The sequence below is a fragment of the Comamonas sp. Z1 genome (genome assembly GCF_008121555.1).
Taxonomy (GTDB): Bacteria; Pseudomonadota; Gammaproteobacteria; order Burkholderiales; family Burkholderiaceae_C; genus Comamonas; species Comamonas thiooxydans.
Map to the genome: position 1 here is coordinate 1 of NZ_VOQT01000006.1, position 21,216 is coordinate 21,216.

Genomic DNA, 21,216 nt, shown 5'->3' on the forward strand with positions numbered 1-21,216 from the left:
CCATTTCCAGCTGCACCTTCTTGCCGCTTTTGACGCAGGCTTCGGCAATGCCGCGGCCCACGCCCACCGAGCCCGTGAAACTGATGGCCGCCACATCGGCATGGTTCACCAGGGCTTCGCCGATCACGCGGCCTCGGCCCATGACCAGGTTGAACACACCGGCGGGGATGCCCGAGCGGTGGATGATGTCGGCCAGGGCCCAGGCACTGCCGGGCACCAGATCGGCGGGCTTCAAGACCACGCAGTTGCCGAAGGCCAGGGCCGGGGCGATCTTCCAGGCCGGGATAGCGATGGGGAAGTTCCAGGGCGTGATCAGGCCGACCACGCCGATCGGCTCGCGCGTGATCTCCACGCCTATGCCGGGACGCACCGACGGCAGGGTCTCGCCAGTAAGGCGCAGGCATTCACCCGCAAAGAACTTGAAGATCTGGCCCGCGCGGCCGACTTCGCCAATGGCTTCGGGCAGGGTCTTGCCTTCTTCGCGGGCCAGCAGCTCGCCCAGCTCCGCCTTGCGCGCCAGGATCTCCGTGCCTATCTTGTCCAGGGCGTCGGAGCGCGCCTGTATGCCCGAGGTGGACCAGGCCGGAAACGCTGCAGCGGCAGCAGACACGGCGGCCTGCACATCGGATGCTCCGCCCTGGGCGTACGCGCCGATCAGATCGGACAGATCGCTGGGATTGGTGTTGGGGGAATAACTGTCAGCAGCCGTCCACTGGCCATTGATGAGATTGTCGTAGCGGGACATGGAGTTCTCCGTAAGAAAAAGAGGAACGCGAAGCAAGCGTCGTGCAAATCAGGGCGCGGCCCAGGCCAGAGACGCCGAGCAAGGGCCTGGCCGGCCGCGCCGCCCCGCAGCGATGGCGTCGTCCCCCTGGGGGGAAGGCGCGCAGCGCCTCAGGGGGGAGGCATTACCTCACCATGCAAGGCCGTTTGTTGTCGAACTTCCAGCCGGGGATCAGGTGCTGCATGGCAATGGCGTCGTCACGCGCGCCCAGGCCGTGCTCCAGATACAGGGCATTGGCGCGCTTGAGCGCCTCGCGGTCCACGGTCACCCCCAGGCCGGGGGTCTTGGGCACCTCCACAAAACCGCCCTTGATCTGCAGGGGTTGCTGCGTGAGGTACTGGCCGTCCTGCCAGATCCAGTGTGTATCGATGGCCGTGACCTTGCCGGGCACCGCGGCGGCCACATGGGTGAACATGGCCAGCGAGATGTCGAAATGGTTGTTGGAGTGCGAGCCCCAGGTCAGGCCCCAGTCGCGGCAGGTCTGGCCCACGCGCACCGAGCCGGCCATGGTCCAGAAATGGGGGTCGGCCAGCGGGATGTCCACGGACTGCAGCGACAGGGCGTGCACCATCTGGCGCCAGTCGGTGGCGACCATGTTGGTGGCCGTGGGCAGGCCGGTAGCGCGGCGAAATTCAGCCATGACCTCGCGGCCCGAGAAACCGCCTTCGGCGCCGCAGGGGTCTTCGGCATAGGCCAGCACGCCGCGCATATCGCGCATCAGGCGGATGGCGTCCTTGAGCAGCCAGCCGCCGTTGGGGTCCAGGGTGACGCGTGCCTCGGGGAAACGCTTGGCCAGCGCGGTCACGGCTTCGACTTCCTGCTCGCCGGCCAGCACGCCGCCCTTGAGCTTGAAGTCGTTGAAGCCGTAGCGTGCGTAGGCCGCTTCGGCCTGGCGCACGATGGCCTCGGGCGTCATGGCCGTCATGTGGCGCACCTGGGTCCAGTCGTCCGTGCCCAGCTTGTCTTCGCCGGGCTTGACGTAGTCCAGGCCGGTCTTGTCGCTGGGGCCCACGAAGAACAGGTAGCCCAGCATTTCCACGCGATCGCGCTGCTGGCCTTCGCCCAGCAGGGCGGCCACGGGCACACCCAGGTGCTGGCCCAGCAGGTCCAGCAGGGCGGATTCGATGGCCGTGACCGCGTGCACGCCGATGCGCAGGTCAAAGGTCTGCAAGCCGCGGCCGCCGGTGTCGCGGCCTTCCAGGGATTTCTGCAGCTCTTGCAGCAGCTGCAGGTGCTGGCCGATGGAGCGGCCGATCAACACCTGCTTGCTGTCCTCCAGCGCCTGGCGAATGCCTTCGCCGCCCGGTACCTCGCCCACACCCGTGTGGCCCGCGCTGTCGTGCACCAGCACGATGTTGCGGGTGAAGTAGGGCGCGTGGGCGCCACTGAGATTCATGAGCATGCCGTCGCGGCCGGCGACGGGAATGACTTCGATGGCGGTGATGGTCGGGGTAGTGGACATGGGAAGACTCTTCAACAGACTCGGAGGGAAAGGGACATCACTGCGCGGCGGACCAGGGCACCTCGGCCGCTGGGCGGCCCGTGGCGATGAACTGCTGCAGATTCAGCAGCACCAGGTCGGCCATGGCACGGCGGGTTTCGTGGGTGCCGCTGGCGATATGGGGTGCCAGCACCACGTTATCCAGGGCCAGCAGGGCCGGCAGGGGGCGGGGCTCGTCCTCGAATACGTCGAGGCCCGCACCGGCGATGCGCTTGTTCTCCAGGGCATCGGCCAGGGCGACCTCGTCGACCACGCTGCCGCGGGCCACGTTGACCAGGAAGCCCTGCGGGCCCAGCGCGGCCAGCACTTCGGCATTCACCAGGTGGCGCGTGCCTTCACCGCCGGCGGCGGTGATGACCAGGATGTCGGCCCAGCGCGCCAGCTCCAGCAGCGAGGGCAGGTACTGGTGGGACGAGCCTTCGACGGGGCGGCGGTTGTGGTAGGCCACTTCCATGTCGAAGCCCGAGGCGCGGCGCGCCACGGTGCTGCCGATGCGGCCCATGCCGAAGATGCCCAGACGCTTGCCGCTGGCGCGGGTGCGGATGCCGAAGCGGCCCCGGCTCCAGTCGCCACGGCGCACGAAACGGTCGGATTCGCTGAGGCCGCGTGTAGCGTCCAGCAGCAGGGCAAAGGCCAGGTCGGCCACACAGTCGTCGAGCACGCCGGGCGTGTAGCCCACACGCGCGCCGCGGCGCAGCAGGGCATCCTTGTCCAGGGCATCGAAGCCCACGCCAAAGCTGCTCACGAACTTGAGCTTTGGCAGAGCGTCGACCACACGGGCGGGCAGGCCCATGGCGGCCGAGGTGACCAGGTATTCGAACTGCGCTCCATGCTCGGCCAGGAAACGGTCGGGATCGGCTTCCTGAGAAAGGATATGTACGTCATAGGCCTGAGCCAGTTCGGCGTCGAGTTGGGCCAGTGGCATCTGGCCGTATTGAAGAACGCGTGGTCGGATGGTCGCCATGCCTTGAAATCCTTGGAACTTGCGGGGACTGAAAGCCCCGGTGAAAAGGGCCTGCGTGGTGGCTGGCCTGCGGGAAACGGCCTGGGGGCCGTCCCGTTGTTTCTAGCTCAATCTGCGGTGATCTTGCGGGTATGGATCAGTTGCTTCCAGCGCTCGTTCTCCTGTGCCTGAAAGCGCGTGAATTCTTCGGGCGTGTTGCCCACGATTTCCAGCCCTTGTTCCACAAAGCGCTTGCGGATGTCGGGCTGCTGAACGGCGGCGATCGCGGCCTTGGACAATCTAGCCTTCACATCGACCGGCAGGCCCTTGGGAGCGGCCATGCCTTGCCACGAATAGACCTCCGCGCCCTTGACACCGGACTCGGCCAGTGTGGGCACATCGGGCAGCACGGGCGAACGCTGGGTTCCGGTCACGGCAATGGCGCGCAGCTTGCCGCTACGCAGATGGGACAGCACGGCGTTGACGTTCTGGAACGAGAAATCCACCTGACCACCCAGCAGATCGGTGATGGCCGGAGCTCCGCCCTTGTAAGGCACATGCACGGCTTCGGTACCCGTTTGCTGCCAGAACAGCTCGGCCGACAAGTGGTCCGAGGAACCATTGCCGGAGCTGGCAAAACTGATCTTGCCGGGATTGGCCTTGAGCGCGGCGATCACCTCGCTCACGCTGCGGGCCTTTTGCGTCGGGCTGGCGACAAGCACATTGGGCGCCTGCACGGGAATGGTGATGTAGTCGAAATCCTTGCCGGCGTCATAGGGCACGTTCTTCACCATATGAGGGGTCACCACGAAAGGGCCCAGCGAAGCCACCAGCAGGGTGTAGCCATCGGCCGCGGCGCGCTTGACGGCTCCCGCACCGATGGTGCCCGTGGCTCCAGGACGGTTTTCCACGACAAAGGGCTTGCCCAGTTGCTCGCCCATGCTCAGGGCCAGGGCACGCGCCACAGTGTCGGTGGAGCCACCGGCCGGGAAGGGCACGATGATGTTGACGGGCTTGTCGGGAAAGCTGCTGGCCGCCTGGGCGGCCAGGGCCAGGGCGGCACCCAGCGTGATCAGTATTTTTTTCATGCCTTGTCTCCTGAAGACGCAGGGCCCGGTTCTTGGCCTGGCCCCTGCATCGGGTCTTATTGCGGGCCGAGCTTGTCGATCAGGACCTTGAGTTCTTCCATCTCGGCAGGCTTGAGGTCGGTCAGGGGAGCGCGCACGGGACCGGCATCGTGGCCGACCAGCTTGGCGCCGGCCTTGATGATGCTCACGCCATAGCCTTCGACACGGTTGCGGATCTTCAGGTAGGGCATGAAGAATTCCTTGAGCAGCTTGTGCTGTGTGGCCTGGTCATCGCTGCGCACGGCCTCGTAGAACTGCATCGCCGTCCTGGGGATGAAATTGAAGACGGCAGAGGAGTAGACGGGCGTACCCAGAGCCTTGTAGGCGGCCGCATAGACCTCGGCCGTGGGCAGTCCGCCCAGATAGGCGAAGCGATCACCCATCTTCATGAAGATGGAGGACATGGTCTCGATATTGCCCAGACCGTCCTTGAAACCCACCAGGTTGGGGCAGCGCTCGGCCAGGATGGCCAGGGATTCGGGCGTGAAACGCGAACGGTCGCGGTTGTAGACGATGACGCCGAACTTCACGCTCTTGCAGACCTGCTCCACATGGGCGATCAGGCCTTCCTGGCCGGCTTCGGTCAGGTAATGAGGCATCAGCAGAATGCCGTGGGCGCCCAGTCGTTCTGCCTCCTGGGCATGGGCGATGGCGTTGCGGGTGGGGCCGCCGGCGCCGGCGATGATGGGCACCTTGCCGCGGCAGGTATCCACGGCGGTCTTGATGATCTGGCCGTATTCCTCGCCATACAGCGAGAAGTATTCGCCCGTGCCACCGGCGGCGAACAGGGCACTGGCGCCGTAGGGAGCCAGCCATTCAAGGCGCGCGGCATAGCCCTTGGCATTGAAGTTGCCCTGGGCATCGAAGTCCGTCACGGGGAAGGACAGCAGGCCGGAACTCATCACGTCTTTGAGGTCTTGGGGTGTCATGGTAATCCTTGAAAAGAGGAGAGCAAAAAAAGATCTGGCAGCTCAGTCCAGCTGCAGTTGGGCGGCTTGCACCACGGCGCGCCAGCGCGCGCGCTCGGCGTTGAAGAATTTGTCGGTTTCGGCGGGCGTCATCGTGACGACCTCGGCACCCTGGCCGGTCAGTCGGGAGCGGACCTCGGTGGAGCGGATGGCAGCGAGCAGCACTTGGTTCACACGCTGCACCACGGCTTCAGGCGTCTTGGCGGGCAGCACCACGCCCTGCCAGGTGCCCGAGGCAAAACCCTGTGCGCCCTGCTCCGCCAGCGTCGGCACATCGGCGATCAGCGGCATGCGGGTGTTCTTGGAAATGCCCAGCAGCTTGAGCTTGCCGCTTTGCACATGCGGATAGGTGGCCAGCATGCCGTTCATCAGCACCTGGGTCTGGCCTGCCACCGTGTCCTGGACCGACTGCACACCGCCCTTGTAGGGCACGTACACCCATTTGGCGCCAGTGATGCGGGCCAGCTCCACGCCAGCGAGATGGGGGGCACTGCCCGATGCGGTGACGGCAAAGTTCAGGTCCTGCTTCTTGGACAGCTCCACCAGCTCCTTGAGATTGCTGGCCTGGACGGAGGGATGCACCACCAGCATATGGGGCGAATAGGCCAGCATGGCTGCACCGCGCAGCGCCTTGGAAGGATCGAAGCTGAGCTTGGTATAGATGGAGGGAGAGATGGCCAGCGCGCCGAGATCGCAGAGCAGCCAGGTATAGCCGTCGGCCGGTGCACGGGCGACGAACTCAGCGCCCAGATTGCCATTGGCGCCGGGCTTGTTGTCGATCACCACGGTCTGCTTGAGCTCCTGGGAGATCAGCTGCCCGATGGAGCGCGCAATGATGTCGGAGCTGCCGCCGGGCGGATAGGGAACGACCAGACGGATGGGCTTGCTGGGCCAGGCATCGGCAGCCAGCAATGTGGACGACAGCAAACCGCCGGCCGCCAGGGCCAGCAGAGAGCGCAGAAAGTGCGTGCGTCGGACCATGGTGAAATGTCTCCTTGTTGTGATCAGTCATCATACAACTAGGTTTTTTTGAACACCAAGACATTTTTTCTAAGGGTAAGCACGGGTCACCGCTGTTGATCAGGCTTCAGCGCGCGCCACTTTCGTCCATTCAGAACGCTTCAAACTCAATACTGACTAGCGCTTCAGGCTATTATTTTTAAAGCACCTTCATATGTTTGGCGCAGCGGGGCACAGCGACCGCCGCGTGCCGCGGGCAGTCCGCCGCGCTTTCCTGCGGTCAGGCTCTTCCATCAAGCGCCCGCCCAGGTGCCTGGGCACGGCGGGCTCAGGACTCTGCGCTCAGGCTCAGACGCTGGGCCAGGCGCAAACGCTCCCGCGAATTGGTCAGATGGATGCGCATGGCGGCGCGTGCCGAATCGGCATCCTGGCGCACGATGGCGGCATAGATCTCCTCGTGCTCGCGGTTCACCCGGCGCAGATAGTCGGGATCGCGTGCCGGCGTATGCATGGAGGCGATGCGATTGCGCGGAATCAGCAACGTTCCGAAATGCTGCAGGATGTCCTGAAAATACCGGTTGCCTGTGGCCTGCGCGATGCTCAGGTGAAAGGCCAGATCATGCTCGACGGTGTCGTGCCCCAGGGCGAAATGATGCTCGAACTCCTGCAGAGCCTCGCTCATGACCTTCAGATGGACTTCGCTTCGGCGCTGGGCAGCCAGACCCGCAGCCTCGGTCTCCAGACTGATGCGCAGCTCCAGCACGGCCAGCACATCGACGGACTCGCTGAGCTCGCGCGCGCTGAGCATGGGGCTTGCGCTCTGACGCGCGGGCAGCACAAACGTGCCTATGCCATGGCGGGTTTCGACCAACCCCGCAGCCTGTAATTTGGACAAGGCTTCGCGCACCACGGTGCGGCTGACGTCATAGCTGCGCACGAGTTCGGACTCGGTGGGCAGCTTGTCCCCCTCATGCAGCAGGCCCTGGCGGATCTTGTGCTCGAACTCCTCGGACAACAGATTCGCCAGACTGCGGCTGCCCTTGCTGGTTTTGCTGCGCAGCGCGTACCCCTCCGTCAGCGGCAAAGACGGGCTTGATTGGGGTAATTCCGATGTCTGAGTACTCATGAGCCTGATGATAATGGCTTTCAGTTGTACGACAACATACCACAAAGACTCTCTATTTCAACTTCGGCCCGCAGCTCCTGCGCCGCATCAGTCATCTCAAGATGAGCACTTCTCACCAGATCCGCCACATCCGCATCACGCCGATTGCCTTCCGTGATCCGCCGCTGCTCAACGCCGCCGGCATTCACGAGCCCTGGGCACTGCGCTCCATCATCGAGATCGAGACCGCCTCCGGTCTGGTCGGCATCAACGAGAGCTATGGCGACCAACCCATGCTGGATGCCCTGGCCAAGGCCGCACCGGCCCTGGTCGGGCTCTCGCCCTGGGCCCTCAATGAAATGGAGGCCCGTGTCGCCGCCCTGGTCACTCCGCCCAAGCTCACGGCCTCGGAATTTCTGGGTCAGCAGGTCTCGCTGGCCCCTGGCACCCATGTCTCCAAGACCGTGGCCAAGGTGGTCAGCGCCTTCGAGGTCGCCATGCTGGACCTGCAGGGCCAGATGGCCCAGGCCCCCATCGTTGACTTGCTGGGCGGACCCGCACGCGACCGCGTGCCCTACTCGGCGTATCTGTTCTACAAATACGCCGAGCATGTGGGCCAGCCCTATGCACCCGACGCCTGGGGCGAAGCCCTGACGCCGGCCCAGCTCGTGGCCCAGGCCCGGCGCATGATCGACCAATACGGTTTCCAGAGCATCAAGCTCAAGGCCGGCACGCTGCCGCCCGAGCAGGAAGCTGCCGGCATCCTGGCGCTGGCCGAGGCTTTCCCCGGCACACCGCTGCGCATCGACCCGAATGGCAACTGGACCGTGGAAACCAGCCTGAAGATCGTGCAGCAGTTGCGCGGCGTGCTTGAGTACTACGAGGACCCGGCCCCGGGCCTGGACGGCATGGCCGCCGTGGCACGCGAGTGCGATGTGCCACTGGCCACGAATATGGTGGTGACGGACTTTGCCGAGTTCCGCCGCAACGCCGACATGGGCTGCCCCGTGAAGATCGTACTCAGCGATCACCATTACTGGGGCGGCCTACGTGCCACACAGCGCCTGTCCACGCTGTGCCGCACCTTCGACCTGGGCCTGTCCATGCACAGCAACTCCCATCTGGGCGTGAGCCTGGTGGCCATGACGCATCTGTGCGCCAGCGTGCCCCTGCTGACCTATGCCTGCGACACCCACTATCCGTGGCAGGACGAGGAAGTCGTCGAAGGCGGCCGCCTGCAGTTCGAGCAGGGCAGCCTGCGCGTGCCCACCACGCCCGGCCTGGGCGTGAGCCTGGACCCCGAGGCCCTGGCCCGGCTACACGACAACTATCTGCATTGCGGCATCCGCAACCGCGACGACCTGGGGCAGATGCGCAAGTACGACCCCGCGTTCACCGGCCACCAGCCGCGCTTCTGAACCCGCTTCCACGCCATTCCAACGACAAACCCTTCCCGGAGACAAGCACCATGCAACGCCGCACACTCATCCAACATTCCCTCGCCAGCGCCCTGCTGCTGGGCACGGCCCTGGCCGCCATGCCCGCCGCCGCGCAGGGCAACTGGCCCACGGGCAAGCCCATCACCTATCTGGTGCCGTTCCCCCCCGGCGGCAATACCGACACCCTGGCGCGCGTGATTGCGCAGCCGCTGAGCAAGGCCCTGGGCACGCCCGTGGTCATAGAGAACAAGGGCGGCGCCGGCGGCAGCGTGGGCTCGGCCCTTGCGGCACGCGCCCCGGCCGACGGCTACACCATCCTGGGCGGCACCATCAGCTCGCACGCCATCAATGTCAGCCTGTACTCCAAGCTGGACTATGACCCCGTCAAGTCCTTCACGCCCGTCGCCATGCTCGGCTCCGGCCCTCTGGTGCTGGTAGTGCCTGCCTCCAGCCCCTACAAGACTCTGGCTGACGTGCTGGCTGGCAGCAAGGCCAAGGCCTCGTCGGGCGGCCTGACCTCGGCCTCTCCGGGCAACGGCACCTCCAACCACATGGCGCTGGAACTGCTGGCCTATCAGACCGGCGTGAAGTTCACCCATGTTCCCTACAAGGGCAGCGGCCCCGCCGTGCAGGATGTCATGGGCGGACAGGTGGACATGATGTTCGACACTGCCCTGGTCGTCGGCCCGCACATCCAGTCCGGCAAGCTGCGCCCCATCGCCGTGAGCAGCTCCAAGCGTCTGGAATCGCTGCCCGATGTACCGACGATTGCCGAGGCCGGCGAGAAGGGTTTCGACATGGGCTCCTGGCAGGCCGTTTTCGCCCCTGCCGGCACACCCAAGCCCATCGTGGACCGCCTGCATGCCGAAATCCTGAAGATCGTGGCCACCCCCGAAGTCCAGGCCCGCCTCAAGAACTTCGGCATGCTGCCGTCGAATATGAGCACCGTCGAGCTGGCCGATTATCAGAAGGCCGAGGTGAGCAAGTGGGCCAAGGTGATCAAGTCTGCTGGAATAAAGGCTGAATGACCCCCTGAGGCGCTTCGCGCCTTCCCCCTTCTCGCTTCGCGGAGGGGGACAACGCCTTCGCCGCGAGGCGGCTCTTGCTCGGCGTTCCTGAGTTGGGACGTGAAGTTTGCGAGGGCTGCACTCCGATTGCGACAGGCACCTAGGAAATTGAGACATTGCCATGAGTACCCCACTTCCGCTTTCCATCACCATGCACGCGGCCGACAACGTGGCCATCGTGGCCAATGACGGCGGCCTGCCTGCGGGCACCGTGCTGCCGTCCGGCCTCACGCTGCTCGACAAGGTGCCGCAGGCGCACAAGGTGGCGCTGGTGGACATTCCCGAGGGCGGCGAGGTGCGCCGCTACAACGTGATCATCGGCTATGCGCTCAAGCCCATTGCCGCCGGCAGCTGGGTGCACGAGCGCTTGCTACAGATGCCCGAGGCACGCTCGCTTGAGGGCCTGCCCATCGCCACCGTCAAGCCGCCCGTGCTGGAGCCGCTGACAGGCTATAGCTTCGAGGGCTACCGCAATGCGGACGGCACGGTAGGCACGCGCAACATCCTGGCCATCACCACCACGGTGCAATGCGTGGCCGGGGTGCTCGACTTTGCCGTGCGCCGCATCAAGTCCGAGCTGCTGCCCCGATACCCCCATGTCGACGACGTGGTGGGCCTGGAGCACAGCTATGGCTGCGGCGTGGCCATCGACGCCGTGGGCGCCGAGATCCCGCAGCGCACGCTGCGCAATATCAGCCGCAACCCGAACTTCGGCGGTGAGGTCATGGTGGTCAGCCTGGGCTGCGAAAAGCTGCAGCCCGAGCGCCTGCTGCCGCCGGGCAGCTTTCCCATCGTCGACGAGCGCGAACCAGCACTCGATGTGGTCTGTCTGCAGGACGAGGCCCATGTGGGCTTTATGTCCATGATCGACTCCATCATGCGCCAGGCCAAGCAGCACCTGCGCCGCCTCGACGCCCGCCGCCGCGAAACTGTACCCGCCAGCGCCCTGGTGGTAGGCGTGCAATGCGGGGGCAGCGACGCCTTCAGCGGCGTCACGGCCAACCCGGCCGTGGGCTTTTGCACCGACCTGCTGGTGCGCGCGGGCGCCACCGTGATGTTCAGCGAGGTGACCGAGGTACGCGACGGCATCGACCAGCTCACCTCGCGCGCCGCAAGCCCCGAGGTGGCCGAAGCCATGATCGAGGAAATGGCCTGGTACGACGCCTATCTCGACAAGGGCCGCGTGGACCGCAGCGCCAACACCACGCCGGGCAATAAAAAAGGCGGATTGTCGAACATCGTCGAGAAGGCCATGGGCTCCATCGTCAAGAGCGGCACGGCCCCCATCACCGGCGTGCTGTCGCCGGGCCAGCGGCTGGCCGATCGCGACATCAGCCAGGGTCTGGTCTATGCTGCCACGCCGGCCAGCGACTTCATCTGCGGCACGCTGCAACTGGCGGCGGGAATGAACCTGCATGTCTTCACCACGGGCCGCGGCACGCCTTACGGTCTGGCACAGGTGCCGGTGATCAAGGTGGCCACGCGCAGCGATCTGGCGCGACGCTGGCACGATCTGATGGATATCAACGCCGGACGCATTGCCGACGGCGAGGCCACGATCGAAGACATAGGCTGGGAAATGTTCAGGCTGATGCTCGATGTCGCCAGCGGTCGCAAAAAGACCTGGGCCGAACATTGGCAGTTGCACAACGCGCTGGTGCTGTTCAACCCGGCCCCGGTGACCTGAAGCCGTACGGCGCCCTCACCTCTGAAACGCTTGCAAATCCAGAGCGCTTTGCGAAGCTGTTGCCTGAGCTGCAGACAGAATCGCCAGAAACGCTGCCATGGCAGCGTTTCCGGTTTGCGCATGCGCCCTCAGGCCTGCATGGAGCCCGTCTTCAGATAGCGCTGATGCCAGGCATAAGCCTGGTCGAGCAAATGCGGCGTGTGCTTGCCCGGTGCGTCGCGCAGCGCGCGCTCCAGGTACTCGCTCATCGCCGCCTTGTAGTCGGGGTGCACGCATTTCTCGATGATCAGACGCGCGCGCTGCACCGGAGCCAGGCCGCGCAGATCGGCCAGGCCCTGCTCGGTCACGATGACCTGCACGTCGTGCTCGGTGTGATCGACATGGGAGACCATGGGCACGATGCAGCTGATCTTGCCGTCCTTGGCCGTGGATGGCGTCATGAAGATGGACAGATAGGCGTTGCGTGCAAAGTCGCCGCTGCCGCCAATGCCGTTCATGATGGACGAGCCCATGACATGCGTGCTGTTGACGTTGCCGTACATATCGGCCTCGATCAGCGCGTTCATCGAAATCAAACCCATGCGGCGGATCAGCTCCGGGTGGTTCGATATCTCCTGCGGGCGCAGCATGATGCGCTGGCGGTAATAGTCGATGTTGGCCAGAAAGCGCTCCATGGCCGCTGGACTCAGCGCCAGCGAGGTGGTCGATGCGGTATCTAGCTTGCCCGACTCCAGCATGTCCAGCATGCCGTCCTGCAGAACCTCGGTATAAGCATTCAGGTGGTCGAACGGGCCCTTGTTCAACCCCGCCAGCACGGCGTTGGCGATATTGCCAACGCCCGACTGCAGAGGCAGCAACTCTGGCGGCAAGCGGCCCGCCTTCACCTCGTGCTGCAAAAAGTCGATGATGTTCTCGGCAATGCGCATGGAGCCTTCATCGGGTGCCGTGAATGCCGCCAGCCTGTCGCGCTGGGCAGTGGGCACCACGGCAATCACCTTGCTCGGATCGCAATGCAGATAGGGCTCGCCGATGCGGTCGAACGGATGCTCCATGGGTATGGGCTTGCGCTTTGGCGGCACGGCCGCGCCGTAGTAGATATCGTGCATGCCTTCGAGTTCGGCGGGCTGTGCGCTGTTGACCTCGAGAATGATCTTGTCGGCCTGCTCCAGCCAGGTCTTGTTGTTGCCCACCGAGGTCGACGGAATCAGGCGACCGTCTGGCAAGACTCCCGCAACCTCGATCACCGCCACGTCAAGATGACCAAGGAAGCCGAACCACACATGCTGCGCCACATGGGACAGATGGATGTCCACATACTGCATGCGGCCCTCGTTGATCTCCTTGCGCACTGTTGGGTCCGACTGATAGGGCAGACGGCGTTCAATGCCATGTACCTTGGCCAGTGCGCCATCGAGTTCGGGCGAGGTCGAAGCCCCCGTCCACAGACTGATGCGGAAGTTTCCGCCGTTGGCGTTGCGCTCTTCAATGCGGCGTGCCAGTGCCTGGGGCACAGCCTTGGGTGCACCTGCGGGTGTGAAGCCGCTCATGCCCAGCGTCATGCCGGATTGAATCAGGCCGGCGGCCTGGTCCGCCGTCATGATGCGCTCGCGCAAGACAGGGCAAAGCACGCGATCTGCAGGAGAAGCGGTGGAAAAGGAAGTCTGCATGTAATGTGTCTCGTCTTGCCAGCCTTCTTGAAGAGGGATGGTATTTTTTTGTAGTTCAATAGTTGCACTTTGACTGGTGCAAACCCGGATTGAACTACGACACACAGAGAGTCGCCAAGCGTAGTTGACTAGAGAAAACCCCGATGCGCTTTCTTTAAAGAAGCCGACGAAGTTGGATTCATAACTCAAAAAAGTGAGCATTCATCGCTCAACGGATAAAGGATGAAAACTTGAAACCGCTGAAATCGACCACCATGGCAGAGTTGCCAGAATGCAGGCGGAAATTACAAAATATTTGCCCGTACTCACTGCCAGCAGACATAGGCTGACAGAACCACCATGGTTCAGCAACCAGAATTCGACACATGGCTTTTGATACCTCCGGCTGGCAGCACAAGCTGCGACGCCTCGCCCAACCCCTGCAACCGCTGATCGACTCCGTACAGCTCTGGCTGCAGGCCGACGGTCTGCGCATGAGTGCCGCCATGTCGTTTTACGGCATGCTGAGCCTGGCGCCGCTGTTGCTGGCCGTCGTGGGGCTACTGGGCTGGTGGCTGGATCGCAGCTATGTGGAAAGCACCTTGATCAGCCAGATACAAAGCGTGGTCGGGGAGCGCGCGACACAGGTCGTCAAGAGCGCTCTGGCCAGCGCCCAGAATGCCAATCAGGGCTCGCTAGCGTCCGTACTCGGTCTGGTGATGATGCTCTCGGGCGCCACCGGTGTATTTGTGGAGCTGCAGGCTTCGCTGGACAAGCTCTGGTCCATGGGCGAAGAGTCTCGCCCGCAGGAAAACAAGCCCTGGTGGAGCATGGCCATCTCACGTCTGTGGGGATTGAGCTATGTCGTGGGCCTGGGCTTTTTGCTGCTGGTGTCCATGGTGCTTTCGACCGCCATCCAGATGATCACCAAATGGGCCAATGACAAGTTGCAGCTTGTGCCGCTGGGCCCGCTGATGGGACTGATCAACGAGGGCCTGTCCTTCGGCATTGCGGTGCTGCTGTTCTGGGGTCTGATGCGCATGGGTAGCGGCATCAAACCCGTCACCAGATACCTGCTGCTGGGCTCGCTGACGGGAGCAGCCCTGTTCACCATCGGCAAACAGGCCCTGGCCTGGTATCTGTCCACCGCCGCCGTGGTATCGGCCTATGGCGCAGCCGGCTCGCTGGTGGTCGTGCTGATGTGGTTTTATTTCACCTCGGCCATCCTGCTGTTCTCGGCCGCCACGGCCAAGGCCTGCAGCAAATCCAAGGTCCAGCTGGGCATCCCGTTTGTCTCGCGCAAGCCGTCCAGCGCCACACCCATGGATGTGCAGCGTCTTCCCGAAAATGCAGGGGAGAACATATGAAGCCGCCGAGATCGACTGCCATACCTGGGCTCGCAACCATCTGCGTCATGTCGACAATGTAAAAAGGCCTGCTGATGCAGGCCTTTTGCTCGGGGCAAGGTGGAATCACTTTTCCACAAATGCACGCTCAATGACGAAGTCGCCGGGCGTGGTGGTGTTGCCTTCCTTGAAGCCGCGCTTTTCCAGCAGCTCCTTGAGTTCGGACAGCATGGCGGGGCTGCCGCACAGCATGACGCGATCGGTCTCGGGATTCAGATCGGGCAGACCCAGGTTTTGTGGGAAGGTGCCGTTGTTGATCTGGGCCGAGATACGGCCCTGGTTGCGGAAGGGCTCGCGTGTCACCGTGGGGTAGTAGTGCAGCTTGCCCTTGACGATATCGCCGAGGAATTCATGCTCGGGCAATTCCTTCTCGAACAGCTCCTGATAGGCCAGCTCCTGCACCTGACGCACGCCATGCACCACGACCACGTTGTCGAAACGCTCATAGGTCTCGGGGTCTCGCGCCACAGCCAGCCAGGGAGCCAGGCCGGTGCCCGTGCCGATCAGATACAGATTCTTGCCGGGCAGCAGATAGTCGATCAGCAGCGTGCCTGTGGGCTTCTTGCCCACGATGATGGTGTCACCCACCTGGATGTTCTGCAGCTTGGAAGTCAGAGGGCCTTCGGGAACCTTGATGGACAGGAACTCCAGATGCTCTTCGTAATTGGGGCTGGCGATGGAGTAGGCGCGCAGCAGGTTCTTGCCATCCACCTTCAGGCCGATCATGGTGAAGTGGCCGTTGGAAAAGCGCAGCGATGTGTCGCGGGTGGTGGTGAAGGAGAAAAGACGGTCGGTCCAGTGGTGGACGGACAGCACGCGTTCTTCAAGAAAAGCACTCATGATTCGTCTGAAATAAAAACTCTAAGCAGAAAACCTGCGCGGCAAATGCTGGGCGGTGGCGGGGCACTGCAGGTCAGGGCTGCTAGCGCGTTGGCTGCCGGTTGCCAAGCGGGACAAGACCTATATTGTCCGGCAATTGCACAGAAACGGGTGAATCACCCATCAATGTCTTGAGATCGAATAGTGATAAGCAGAATGAAGCTGTCCGATACTGCGGTATCGACGAAAAACTGCCCCGCCGTTCTTGACTCAGGGAAAACGCTGCTCTAGGATCATTCCCCACGCGCTTTGAACAAGCGCTTTATTTGTCTATATAAATGCTCAGATTGAGCATTAGTGATTGCGGCGACCCTGTGTCTCAGGCCATGGTCGCCCATCTAGCACCAAGGAGAATGACAATGCAGCTGCGCTGGTCCCTGCCCCTGCTGACACTGGCCGCCCTGCCCGCCTGGGCACAGGGCGTGATCAAGATTGGCGAAATCAACAGCTACAAGGCTCAACCCGCGTTTCTGGAGCCCTACAAGAAGGGAATGGAACTGGCGGTTGAACAGGTTAATGCCGCAGGCGGCATTGCCGGCAAGAAGCTGCAGCTCATCGTGCGCGACGACAACGCCACGCCGGGCGATGCCGTGCGTGCCGCCGAAGAGCTCTACACGCGCGAAAAGATCAATGTGCTCACGGGCAGTTTTCTCTCGCATGTGGGCCTGGCACTGACCGATTACGCCAAGCAGAAAAAGCGCTTCTTCCTCGCCTCCGAGCCGCTGACCGACAAGATCGTCTGGGCCGACGGCAATCACTACACCTACCGTCTGCGCGGCTCCACCTATATGCAGACCGCCATGCTGGTGGAGGAAGCGCTCAAGCTCAAGAAGAAGCGCTGGGCCATCGTCTACCCCAACTACGAATACGGCCAGTCCGCGGTTGCCACCTTCAAGACGCTGATGAAGGCCAAGCAGCCCGATATCGAGTTTGTGGCCGAGCAGGCACCTGCGCTGGGCAAGATCGACGCCGGCTCCGTCGTGCAGGCGCTTGCTGACGCCAAGCCCGATGCCATCTTCAACGTGCTGTTCGCCACCGACCTGGGCAAATTCGTGCGCGAAGGCAATACACGCGGCCTGTTCAAGGGCCGTGAAGTCGTGGGCCTGCTGACGGCAGAACCCGAATACCTGGATCCGCTCAAGAAGGAAGCGCCTATCGGCTGGACCGTGACCGGCTACCCCTGGTATTCCATCAACACCCCCGAACACGCAGCCTTCCTCAAGGCCTATCAGGCCAGGTTCAAGGACTACCCGCGCCTGGGCACCATCGTGGGCTACAACGCCATACAGTCGATTGCCGCAGGCCTGCGCAAGACCAAGGGTGACCCCGACACTGAAAAGCTGATTGCGGCCTTCAAGGGCCTGGAAGTCTCCACGCCTTTCGGCCCCATCACCTACCGGGCACAGGACAACCAGTCCACCATGGGCGCCTATATCGGCAAGACCGCCTATGACGAGAAGCTGGGACGCGGCGTGCTGGTCGACTACCACTATGCCGACGGCAAGAACTACCAGCCCACGGACGAGGAAGTGAAGAAGCTGCGCCCCGCGACTGCGAACTGATTCCGCTTCGGCGAAAATGCCAGGCCACCTGCACTGCAGCAGGTGGCTTTTTCATCTCCGAAAACACTATGTCGAGCTTCAGGAGCTACGCAGCATGAGTGCATCCGGCCTGCTGGCCCAGTTGCTCAACGGACTGGCCAGCGCATCGTCGCTGTTTCTGGTTTCGGTCGGGCTGTCGCTGATCTTCGGTGTCACCCGCACCATCAACTTCGCCCACGGCTCCTTCTATATGCTGGGCGCCTTCATCGCCTACAGCAGCGTGGACCGGCTTTCGCCCCATATCGGTTTCTGGCCCGCGCTGCTGCTGGCTCCGCTGGCCTGCGGCGCACTGGGGGCGCTGACCGAGACACTGCTTCTGCGCCGCATCTACAAGGCGCCCGAGCTGTTCCAGCTCCTGGCCACGTTTGCGCTGGTACTGGTCATCAAGGATGCGGCGCTGTGGCTGTGGGGCCCCGAAGAACTGTTCGGCCCGCGTGCCGCAGGGCTTGAAGGCTCGGTGGAGATTCTGGGCCGCCAGTTCCCCACTTACGATCTGTTCTTGATAGCTGTCGGCCCTTGCGTCCTCCTGGGCCTGACGCTTTTGTTGACCAGGACCCGCTTTGGCACCCTGGTGCGTGCCGCCACGCAGGACCGCGAAATGGTGGGCGCCCTGGGCGTCAACCAGGCCTGGCTGTTCACCGCCGTCTTCGCACTGGGTACGCTGCTGGCAGGCCTGGGCGGAGCGCTGCAGCTGCCGCGCGAGCCCGCGAGCCTCGAGATGGACATGCTCACCATTGGCGCCGCGTTTGTGGTGGTCGTGGTCGGCGGCATGGGCAGCATACCGGGCGCCTTCATTGCCGCGTTGCTGGTGGCAGAGCTCAAAGCCGTCTGCATCTGGCTGGGCGTGCAGGAGATCGCGGGTCTTGAGCTGTCGTTCTCCAAGCTCACGCTGGTGGTGGAGTTCCTGGTCATGGCCGTGGTGCTGATCTGGCGGCCTTGGGGCCTGCTGGGCAAGCCACAGGCGCTGGCTCGCAACGCGGGCGAGCCTGAACAACCTCTGCGCCGCTCGGGGCGTGGTGCAACGGCCGCCTGGCTGGGTCTGCTGAGCGCGCTGGTGCTGCTGCCGCTGACGACGGGTGTCGCCGAAGGCGGCAGCTATGCCACCGTGCTGCTGGCCGATATCTTTGTCGCCGCGCTGTTTGCGAGCAGTCTGCACTTCATACTCGGGCCTGGCGGCATGCACTCCTTTGGTCACGCGGCCTACTTTGGCCTGGGTGCCTACGGTGCGGCACTGCTGGTGCGTACGCTGGATTTGTCCATGGAAGCGGCGCTGCTGCTCGGCCCCCTGGCCGCCGCTGCGGGCGCCCTGCTCTATGGCTGGTTCTGCGTGCGGCTGTCGGGCGTCTATCTGACCATGCTGACGCTGGCGTTTGCGCAGATCAGCTGGGCCATCGTCTTTCAGTGGGATGACTTCACGGGCGGCAGCAACGGCCTGACCGGCGTCTGGCCCCCCGAATGGGCATCGCAGGGCCTGGCGTTCTACTGGCTGGCTCTGGGCATCTGCGCGCTTGGCATCTATCTGCTGCGCCGCCTGCTGTTTTCGCCGCTGGGCTATGCGCTGCGCGCATCGCGCGACTCGGCTCTGCGGGCCGATGCCATCGGCATCGACGTGCGCCGCATTCAGTGGACGGCATTCGTGATCGCCGGGCTGTTTGCCGGTCTGGCCGGAGCGCTGTTTGCCTTCAGCAAGGGCGGCGTTGCGCCCGACACCATGTCTGTCACCAAGTCGGTGGATGCACTGGTCATGGTGCTGCTGGGCGGCGTGCAGACACTGGCCGGCCCCGTGGTGGGCGCGGCCGCCTTTACCTGGCTGCACGACACCGTGGCACGCAACACCGAATACTGGCGCGCGCTGATGGGGGCGACCATGCTGATTCTGGTGCTGCTGGCACCGCAGGGCATTGCAGGCTATGCACAACTGCTGTGGTCGCGCACATGTGGCAAGGTATGCGGCAAGGACAAAGCAGGAGCCAGGACATGAACCTGCTGCGAGTACAGAACCTCAGCAAGGCCTTTGGCGGCGTGAAGGCCGTGCAGCAGGTCTCATTCAGCCTGCAGGCAGGCGAGCTGCTGGCCCTGATCGGCCCCAACGGCGCGGGCAAGAGCACCACCTTCAATATGGTCGGCGGCCAGTTGCCGCCCGACAGCGGCCAGGTGCTGCTCAATGGCCAGTCCATCACAGGCCTGCCGCCGCGCGCCATCTGGCGCAAGGGCGTGGGACGCACCTTCCAGATTGCACAGACTTTTGCCTCGCTCAGCGTGGTGGAAAACGTGCAGATGGCTTTGCTGTCGGCCGATCGCAGGATCTTCAGTTGGTGGCCGCGTGCCGCCAGCCACCGGCGTGCGGACGCCCTGGCCCTGCTGGAACAGGTGGGCATGGCGGCTCAGGCCGATCGCCCCTGCAGCGCTCTGGCCTATGGCGATGTGAAGCGAGTGGAGCTGGCCATGGCGCTGGCCCATGATCCTCTGCTGCTGCTCATGGACGAACCAACGGCCGGCATGGCCCCGGGCGAGCGTGTGGCCCTGATGCAGCTGACGCGCCAGCTGGCGCAGCAGCGCCGCATGGGCGTGCTGTTTACCGAACACAGCATGGACGTGGTTTTCGGTCAGGCCGACCGTGTGGCCGTGCTGGTGCGCGGCCAGCTGCTGGCCGAAGGTAGGCCGCAAGCCATTCGCGACGACGCACGCGTACAGCAGGCCTACCTCGGTACCGGCCTCGTTCTTGAAAAACAGCAATGAATCAAATGCATAGCAACCAGCGCTTGATGGATAAGGGCAAGAGCCCCAAATTGCTTGAAGTTCAGAACCTCGATGCCTGGTATGGCGCGGCCCATATCCTGCATCAGGTATCACTGGCCGTGGGACGCGGCGAGGTCGTGGCGCTGATGGGTCGCAATGGCGCTGGCAAGTCCACCACGCTCAAAAGCATTGCCGCCCTGGTTCCGCGCCGGGAGGGCAGCATTCGCTTCATGGGAGAGGCGATAGAGAAAAAAGCCTCGCACCAGATCGCGCAGCGCGGCCTGGGCTATGTGCCCGAGGATCGCCGCATCTTCACCGAGCTGACGGTGCTGGAAAACCTCGAGGTCGGCAAGCAAAAGCCACGCCTCTGGCCCGACGGCCAGGCCGTGCCGCACTGGACGCCCGAAAAGCTGTTTGCGCTTTTCCCCAACCTGGGCGAGATGCCCGAGCGCCTTGGCGGGCGCATGAGCGGTGGCGAGCAGCAGATGCTGAGCGTGGCCCGCACGCTGATGGGCCAGCCCTGTCTGGTGCTGCTGGACGAGCCCTCCGAGGGGGTTGCTCCGCTGATCGTCGAGCAGATGGCGCGCACGATTCTGGAGCTGAAGGCACAGGGCATAGGCATCTTGCTCAGCGAGCAGAACCTGCCGTTTGCCGAAGTCGTGGCCGACCGGGCCTATGTGCTGGAAAAAGGCCAGATCGTGCACGCGGCCAGCATGGCCGAGCTGGCGAGCGACAAGGCGGCACGCCAGCAATATCTGGGCGTCTGAAAGCCGAGGTTCAGCGCGTCGGCAGCAAGGGCGTCAGCGCGCGCAGCCGGCTGGAGCGCAACAGGCTGCTCGGCAGCAGATAACGGCCACCCAGAATCGGCAGTTCCACCTCGGTAAATACCACCTCGAGATCCGCTCCACTTTGCAGCCAGGCCTGCCAGACCAGCGTGGTGCAATAGACGCCCTGGCCCGAACCCTGCAGCTGAAACGGCTTACCCTGCTGCGCCATGGCCCAGGCCACGGCCCGCTCACGCGTGCCGGGGTCTGCCGTGACCTGATACAGGCGAAAGGCCTGAGCGCGCTGAACGCCCAGGAAAAAGTCCAGCGAATCCAGCACCACGGCATCGGGCTGGCCCTCGCGTTCGGACGGCGTGGCATGCAGCACCTGCCAGTGACCGGGCCGGCCCACCAGCATGCCCACATGGCTGAAGTCACCACCGTCCACGGCCTGCACCAGTTGGCTGACGTTCTCCGTACCCTGGCGAAAGATCAGATCACCCGGCGCAGCCTGCGGCGGCAGCTGCGGCGTTGCAAAAGCCAGGCCAGCACAGCAGGCCGACAGCGCCATCACAGCGGCCATTGCCAGCCGCCGAGAAA

General features: G+C 63.8%; 18 protein-coding genes. 8 read left to right on the forward strand and 10 right to left on the reverse strand.

From position 1 onward, the window contains the following. The 7 genes from FSY45_RS12840 to FSY45_RS12870 form a co-directional block, all read right to left on the reverse strand. On the reverse strand, nucleotides 1–745 hold a 745-nt coding region (locus FSY45_RS12840; RefSeq protein WP_148748103.1), incomplete at its 3' end, for an aldehyde dehydrogenase family protein. A gap of 163 nt (nucleotides 746–908) precedes the next feature. After that, nucleotides 909–2,246 (reverse strand): enolase C-terminal domain-like protein, encoded by a 1,338-nt coding sequence (locus FSY45_RS12845; RefSeq protein ID WP_046461191.1) that lies wholly within the window; start codon nucleotides 2,244–2,246, stop codon nucleotides 909–911. Nucleotides 2,247–2,283: 37 nt separating this feature from the next. Beyond that, complete coding sequence (locus tag FSY45_RS12850) at nucleotides 2,284–3,249, reverse strand: 2-hydroxyacid dehydrogenase (RefSeq protein WP_046461190.1); 966 nt, start codon at nucleotides 3,247–3,249, stop codon at nucleotides 2,284–2,286. A gap of 107 nt (nucleotides 3,250–3,356) precedes the next feature. Continuing rightward, nucleotides 3,357–4,316, reverse strand: coding sequence for a tripartite tricarboxylate transporter substrate binding protein (locus FSY45_RS12855; RefSeq protein ID WP_046461189.1), 960 nt, complete (start codon nucleotides 4,314–4,316; stop codon nucleotides 3,357–3,359). A 56-nt stretch (nucleotides 4,317–4,372) separates the two neighbouring features. After that, on the reverse strand, nucleotides 4,373–5,284 hold the full coding sequence (gene kdgD / locus FSY45_RS12860) for a 5-dehydro-4-deoxyglucarate dehydratase (RefSeq protein ID WP_012836723.1): 912 nt from the start codon (nucleotides 5,282–5,284) through the stop codon (nucleotides 4,373–4,375). Between the two features lie 42 nt (nucleotides 5,285–5,326). Then, nucleotides 5,327–6,304, reverse strand: a complete 978-nt coding sequence (locus FSY45_RS12865; protein WP_003070432.1) for a tripartite tricarboxylate transporter substrate binding protein — start codon at nucleotides 6,302–6,304, stop codon at nucleotides 5,327–5,329. 307 nt (nucleotides 6,305–6,611) lie between these two features. Next, nucleotides 6,612–7,409, reverse strand: a complete 798-nt coding sequence (locus FSY45_RS12870) for a FadR/GntR family transcriptional regulator (RefSeq protein WP_041743873.1) — start codon at nucleotides 7,407–7,409, stop codon at nucleotides 6,612–6,614. 101 nt (nucleotides 7,410–7,510) lie between these two features. Here FSY45_RS12870 and FSY45_RS12875 point away from each other — a divergent pair, with 101 nt between their 5' ends. The 3 genes from FSY45_RS12875 (at nucleotide 7,511) to garD (ending at nucleotide 11,581) form a co-directional block, all read left to right on the forward strand. Continuing rightward, nucleotides 7,511–8,806 (forward strand): glucarate dehydratase family protein, encoded by a 1,296-nt coding sequence (locus tag FSY45_RS12875; protein ID WP_046461188.1) that lies wholly within the window; start codon nucleotides 7,511–7,513, stop codon nucleotides 8,804–8,806. Nucleotides 8,807–8,856: 50 nt separating this feature from the next. Further along, nucleotides 8,857–9,855: a tripartite tricarboxylate transporter substrate binding protein gene (locus FSY45_RS12880; RefSeq protein WP_012836720.1), complete on the forward strand. Its 999-nt coding sequence runs from the start codon at nucleotides 8,857–8,859 to the stop codon at nucleotides 9,853–9,855. 160 nt (nucleotides 9,856–10,015) lie between these two features. Continuing rightward, nucleotides 10,016–11,581, forward strand: coding sequence for a galactarate dehydratase (gene garD / locus FSY45_RS12885; protein WP_046461187.1), 1,566 nt, complete (start codon nucleotides 10,016–10,018; stop codon nucleotides 11,579–11,581). 128 nt (nucleotides 11,582–11,709) lie between these two features. On the opposite strand, the gene FSY45_RS12890 is transcribed toward garD, so the two are convergent. Next, a complete protein-coding gene (locus FSY45_RS12890; protein WP_046461186.1) occupies nucleotides 11,710–13,248 on the reverse strand; it encodes an acetyl-CoA hydrolase/transferase family protein in 1,539 nt (512 codons plus the stop codon). 365 nt (nucleotides 13,249–13,613) lie between these two features. Here FSY45_RS12890 and FSY45_RS12895 point away from each other — a divergent pair, with 365 nt between their 5' ends. Then, a complete protein-coding gene (locus FSY45_RS12895; protein WP_046461185.1) occupies nucleotides 13,614–14,594 on the forward strand; it encodes a YihY/virulence factor BrkB family protein in 981 nt (326 codons plus the stop codon). A gap of 105 nt (nucleotides 14,595–14,699) precedes the next feature. Here the strand turns inward: FSY45_RS12895 and FSY45_RS12900 are convergent, their stop codons facing one another. Next, the gene (locus FSY45_RS12900; RefSeq protein WP_003059561.1) at nucleotides 14,700–15,473 is read right to left on the reverse strand and encodes a ferredoxin--NADP reductase; all 774 of its coding nucleotides are present in this window, start codon (nucleotides 15,471–15,473) and stop codon (nucleotides 14,700–14,702) included. A gap of 398 nt (nucleotides 15,474–15,871) precedes the next feature. On the opposite strand from FSY45_RS12900, the gene FSY45_RS12905 reads away from it, so the two are divergent. The 4 genes from FSY45_RS12905 to FSY45_RS12920 all read left to right on the forward strand — a co-directional run bounded on the left by FSY45_RS12905 (nucleotide 15,872) and on the right by FSY45_RS12920 (nucleotide 20,619). Further along, entirely contained in the window at nucleotides 15,872–17,074 is a 1,203-nt protein-coding gene (locus FSY45_RS12905) for an ABC transporter substrate-binding protein (RefSeq protein ID WP_046461184.1), read from the forward strand. Nucleotides 17,075–17,168: 94 nt separating this feature from the next. Then, complete coding sequence (locus FSY45_RS12910) at nucleotides 17,169–19,094, forward strand: ABC transporter permease (RefSeq protein WP_046461183.1); 1,926 nt, start codon at nucleotides 17,169–17,171, stop codon at nucleotides 19,092–19,094. Then, entirely contained in the window at nucleotides 19,091–19,852 is a 762-nt protein-coding gene (locus FSY45_RS12915; RefSeq protein ID WP_046461182.1) for an ABC transporter ATP-binding protein, read from the forward strand. Before FSY45_RS12910 ends, FSY45_RS12915 begins: the two co-directional genes overlap by 4 nt. Beyond that, on the forward strand, nucleotides 19,849–20,619 hold the full coding sequence (locus tag FSY45_RS12920; RefSeq protein ID WP_003070442.1) for an ABC transporter ATP-binding protein: 771 nt from the start codon (nucleotides 19,849–19,851) through the stop codon (nucleotides 20,617–20,619). Before FSY45_RS12915 ends, FSY45_RS12920 begins: the two co-directional genes overlap by 4 nt. Before the next feature lie 10 nt (nucleotides 20,620–20,629). On the opposite strand, the gene FSY45_RS12925 is transcribed toward FSY45_RS12920, so the two are convergent. Continuing rightward, on the reverse strand, nucleotides 20,630–21,199 hold the full coding sequence (locus FSY45_RS12925; RefSeq protein ID WP_223305656.1) for a YiiX/YebB-like N1pC/P60 family cysteine hydrolase: 570 nt from the start codon (nucleotides 21,197–21,199) through the stop codon (nucleotides 20,630–20,632). Between the last annotated feature and the right edge of the window lie 17 nt (nucleotides 21,200–21,216).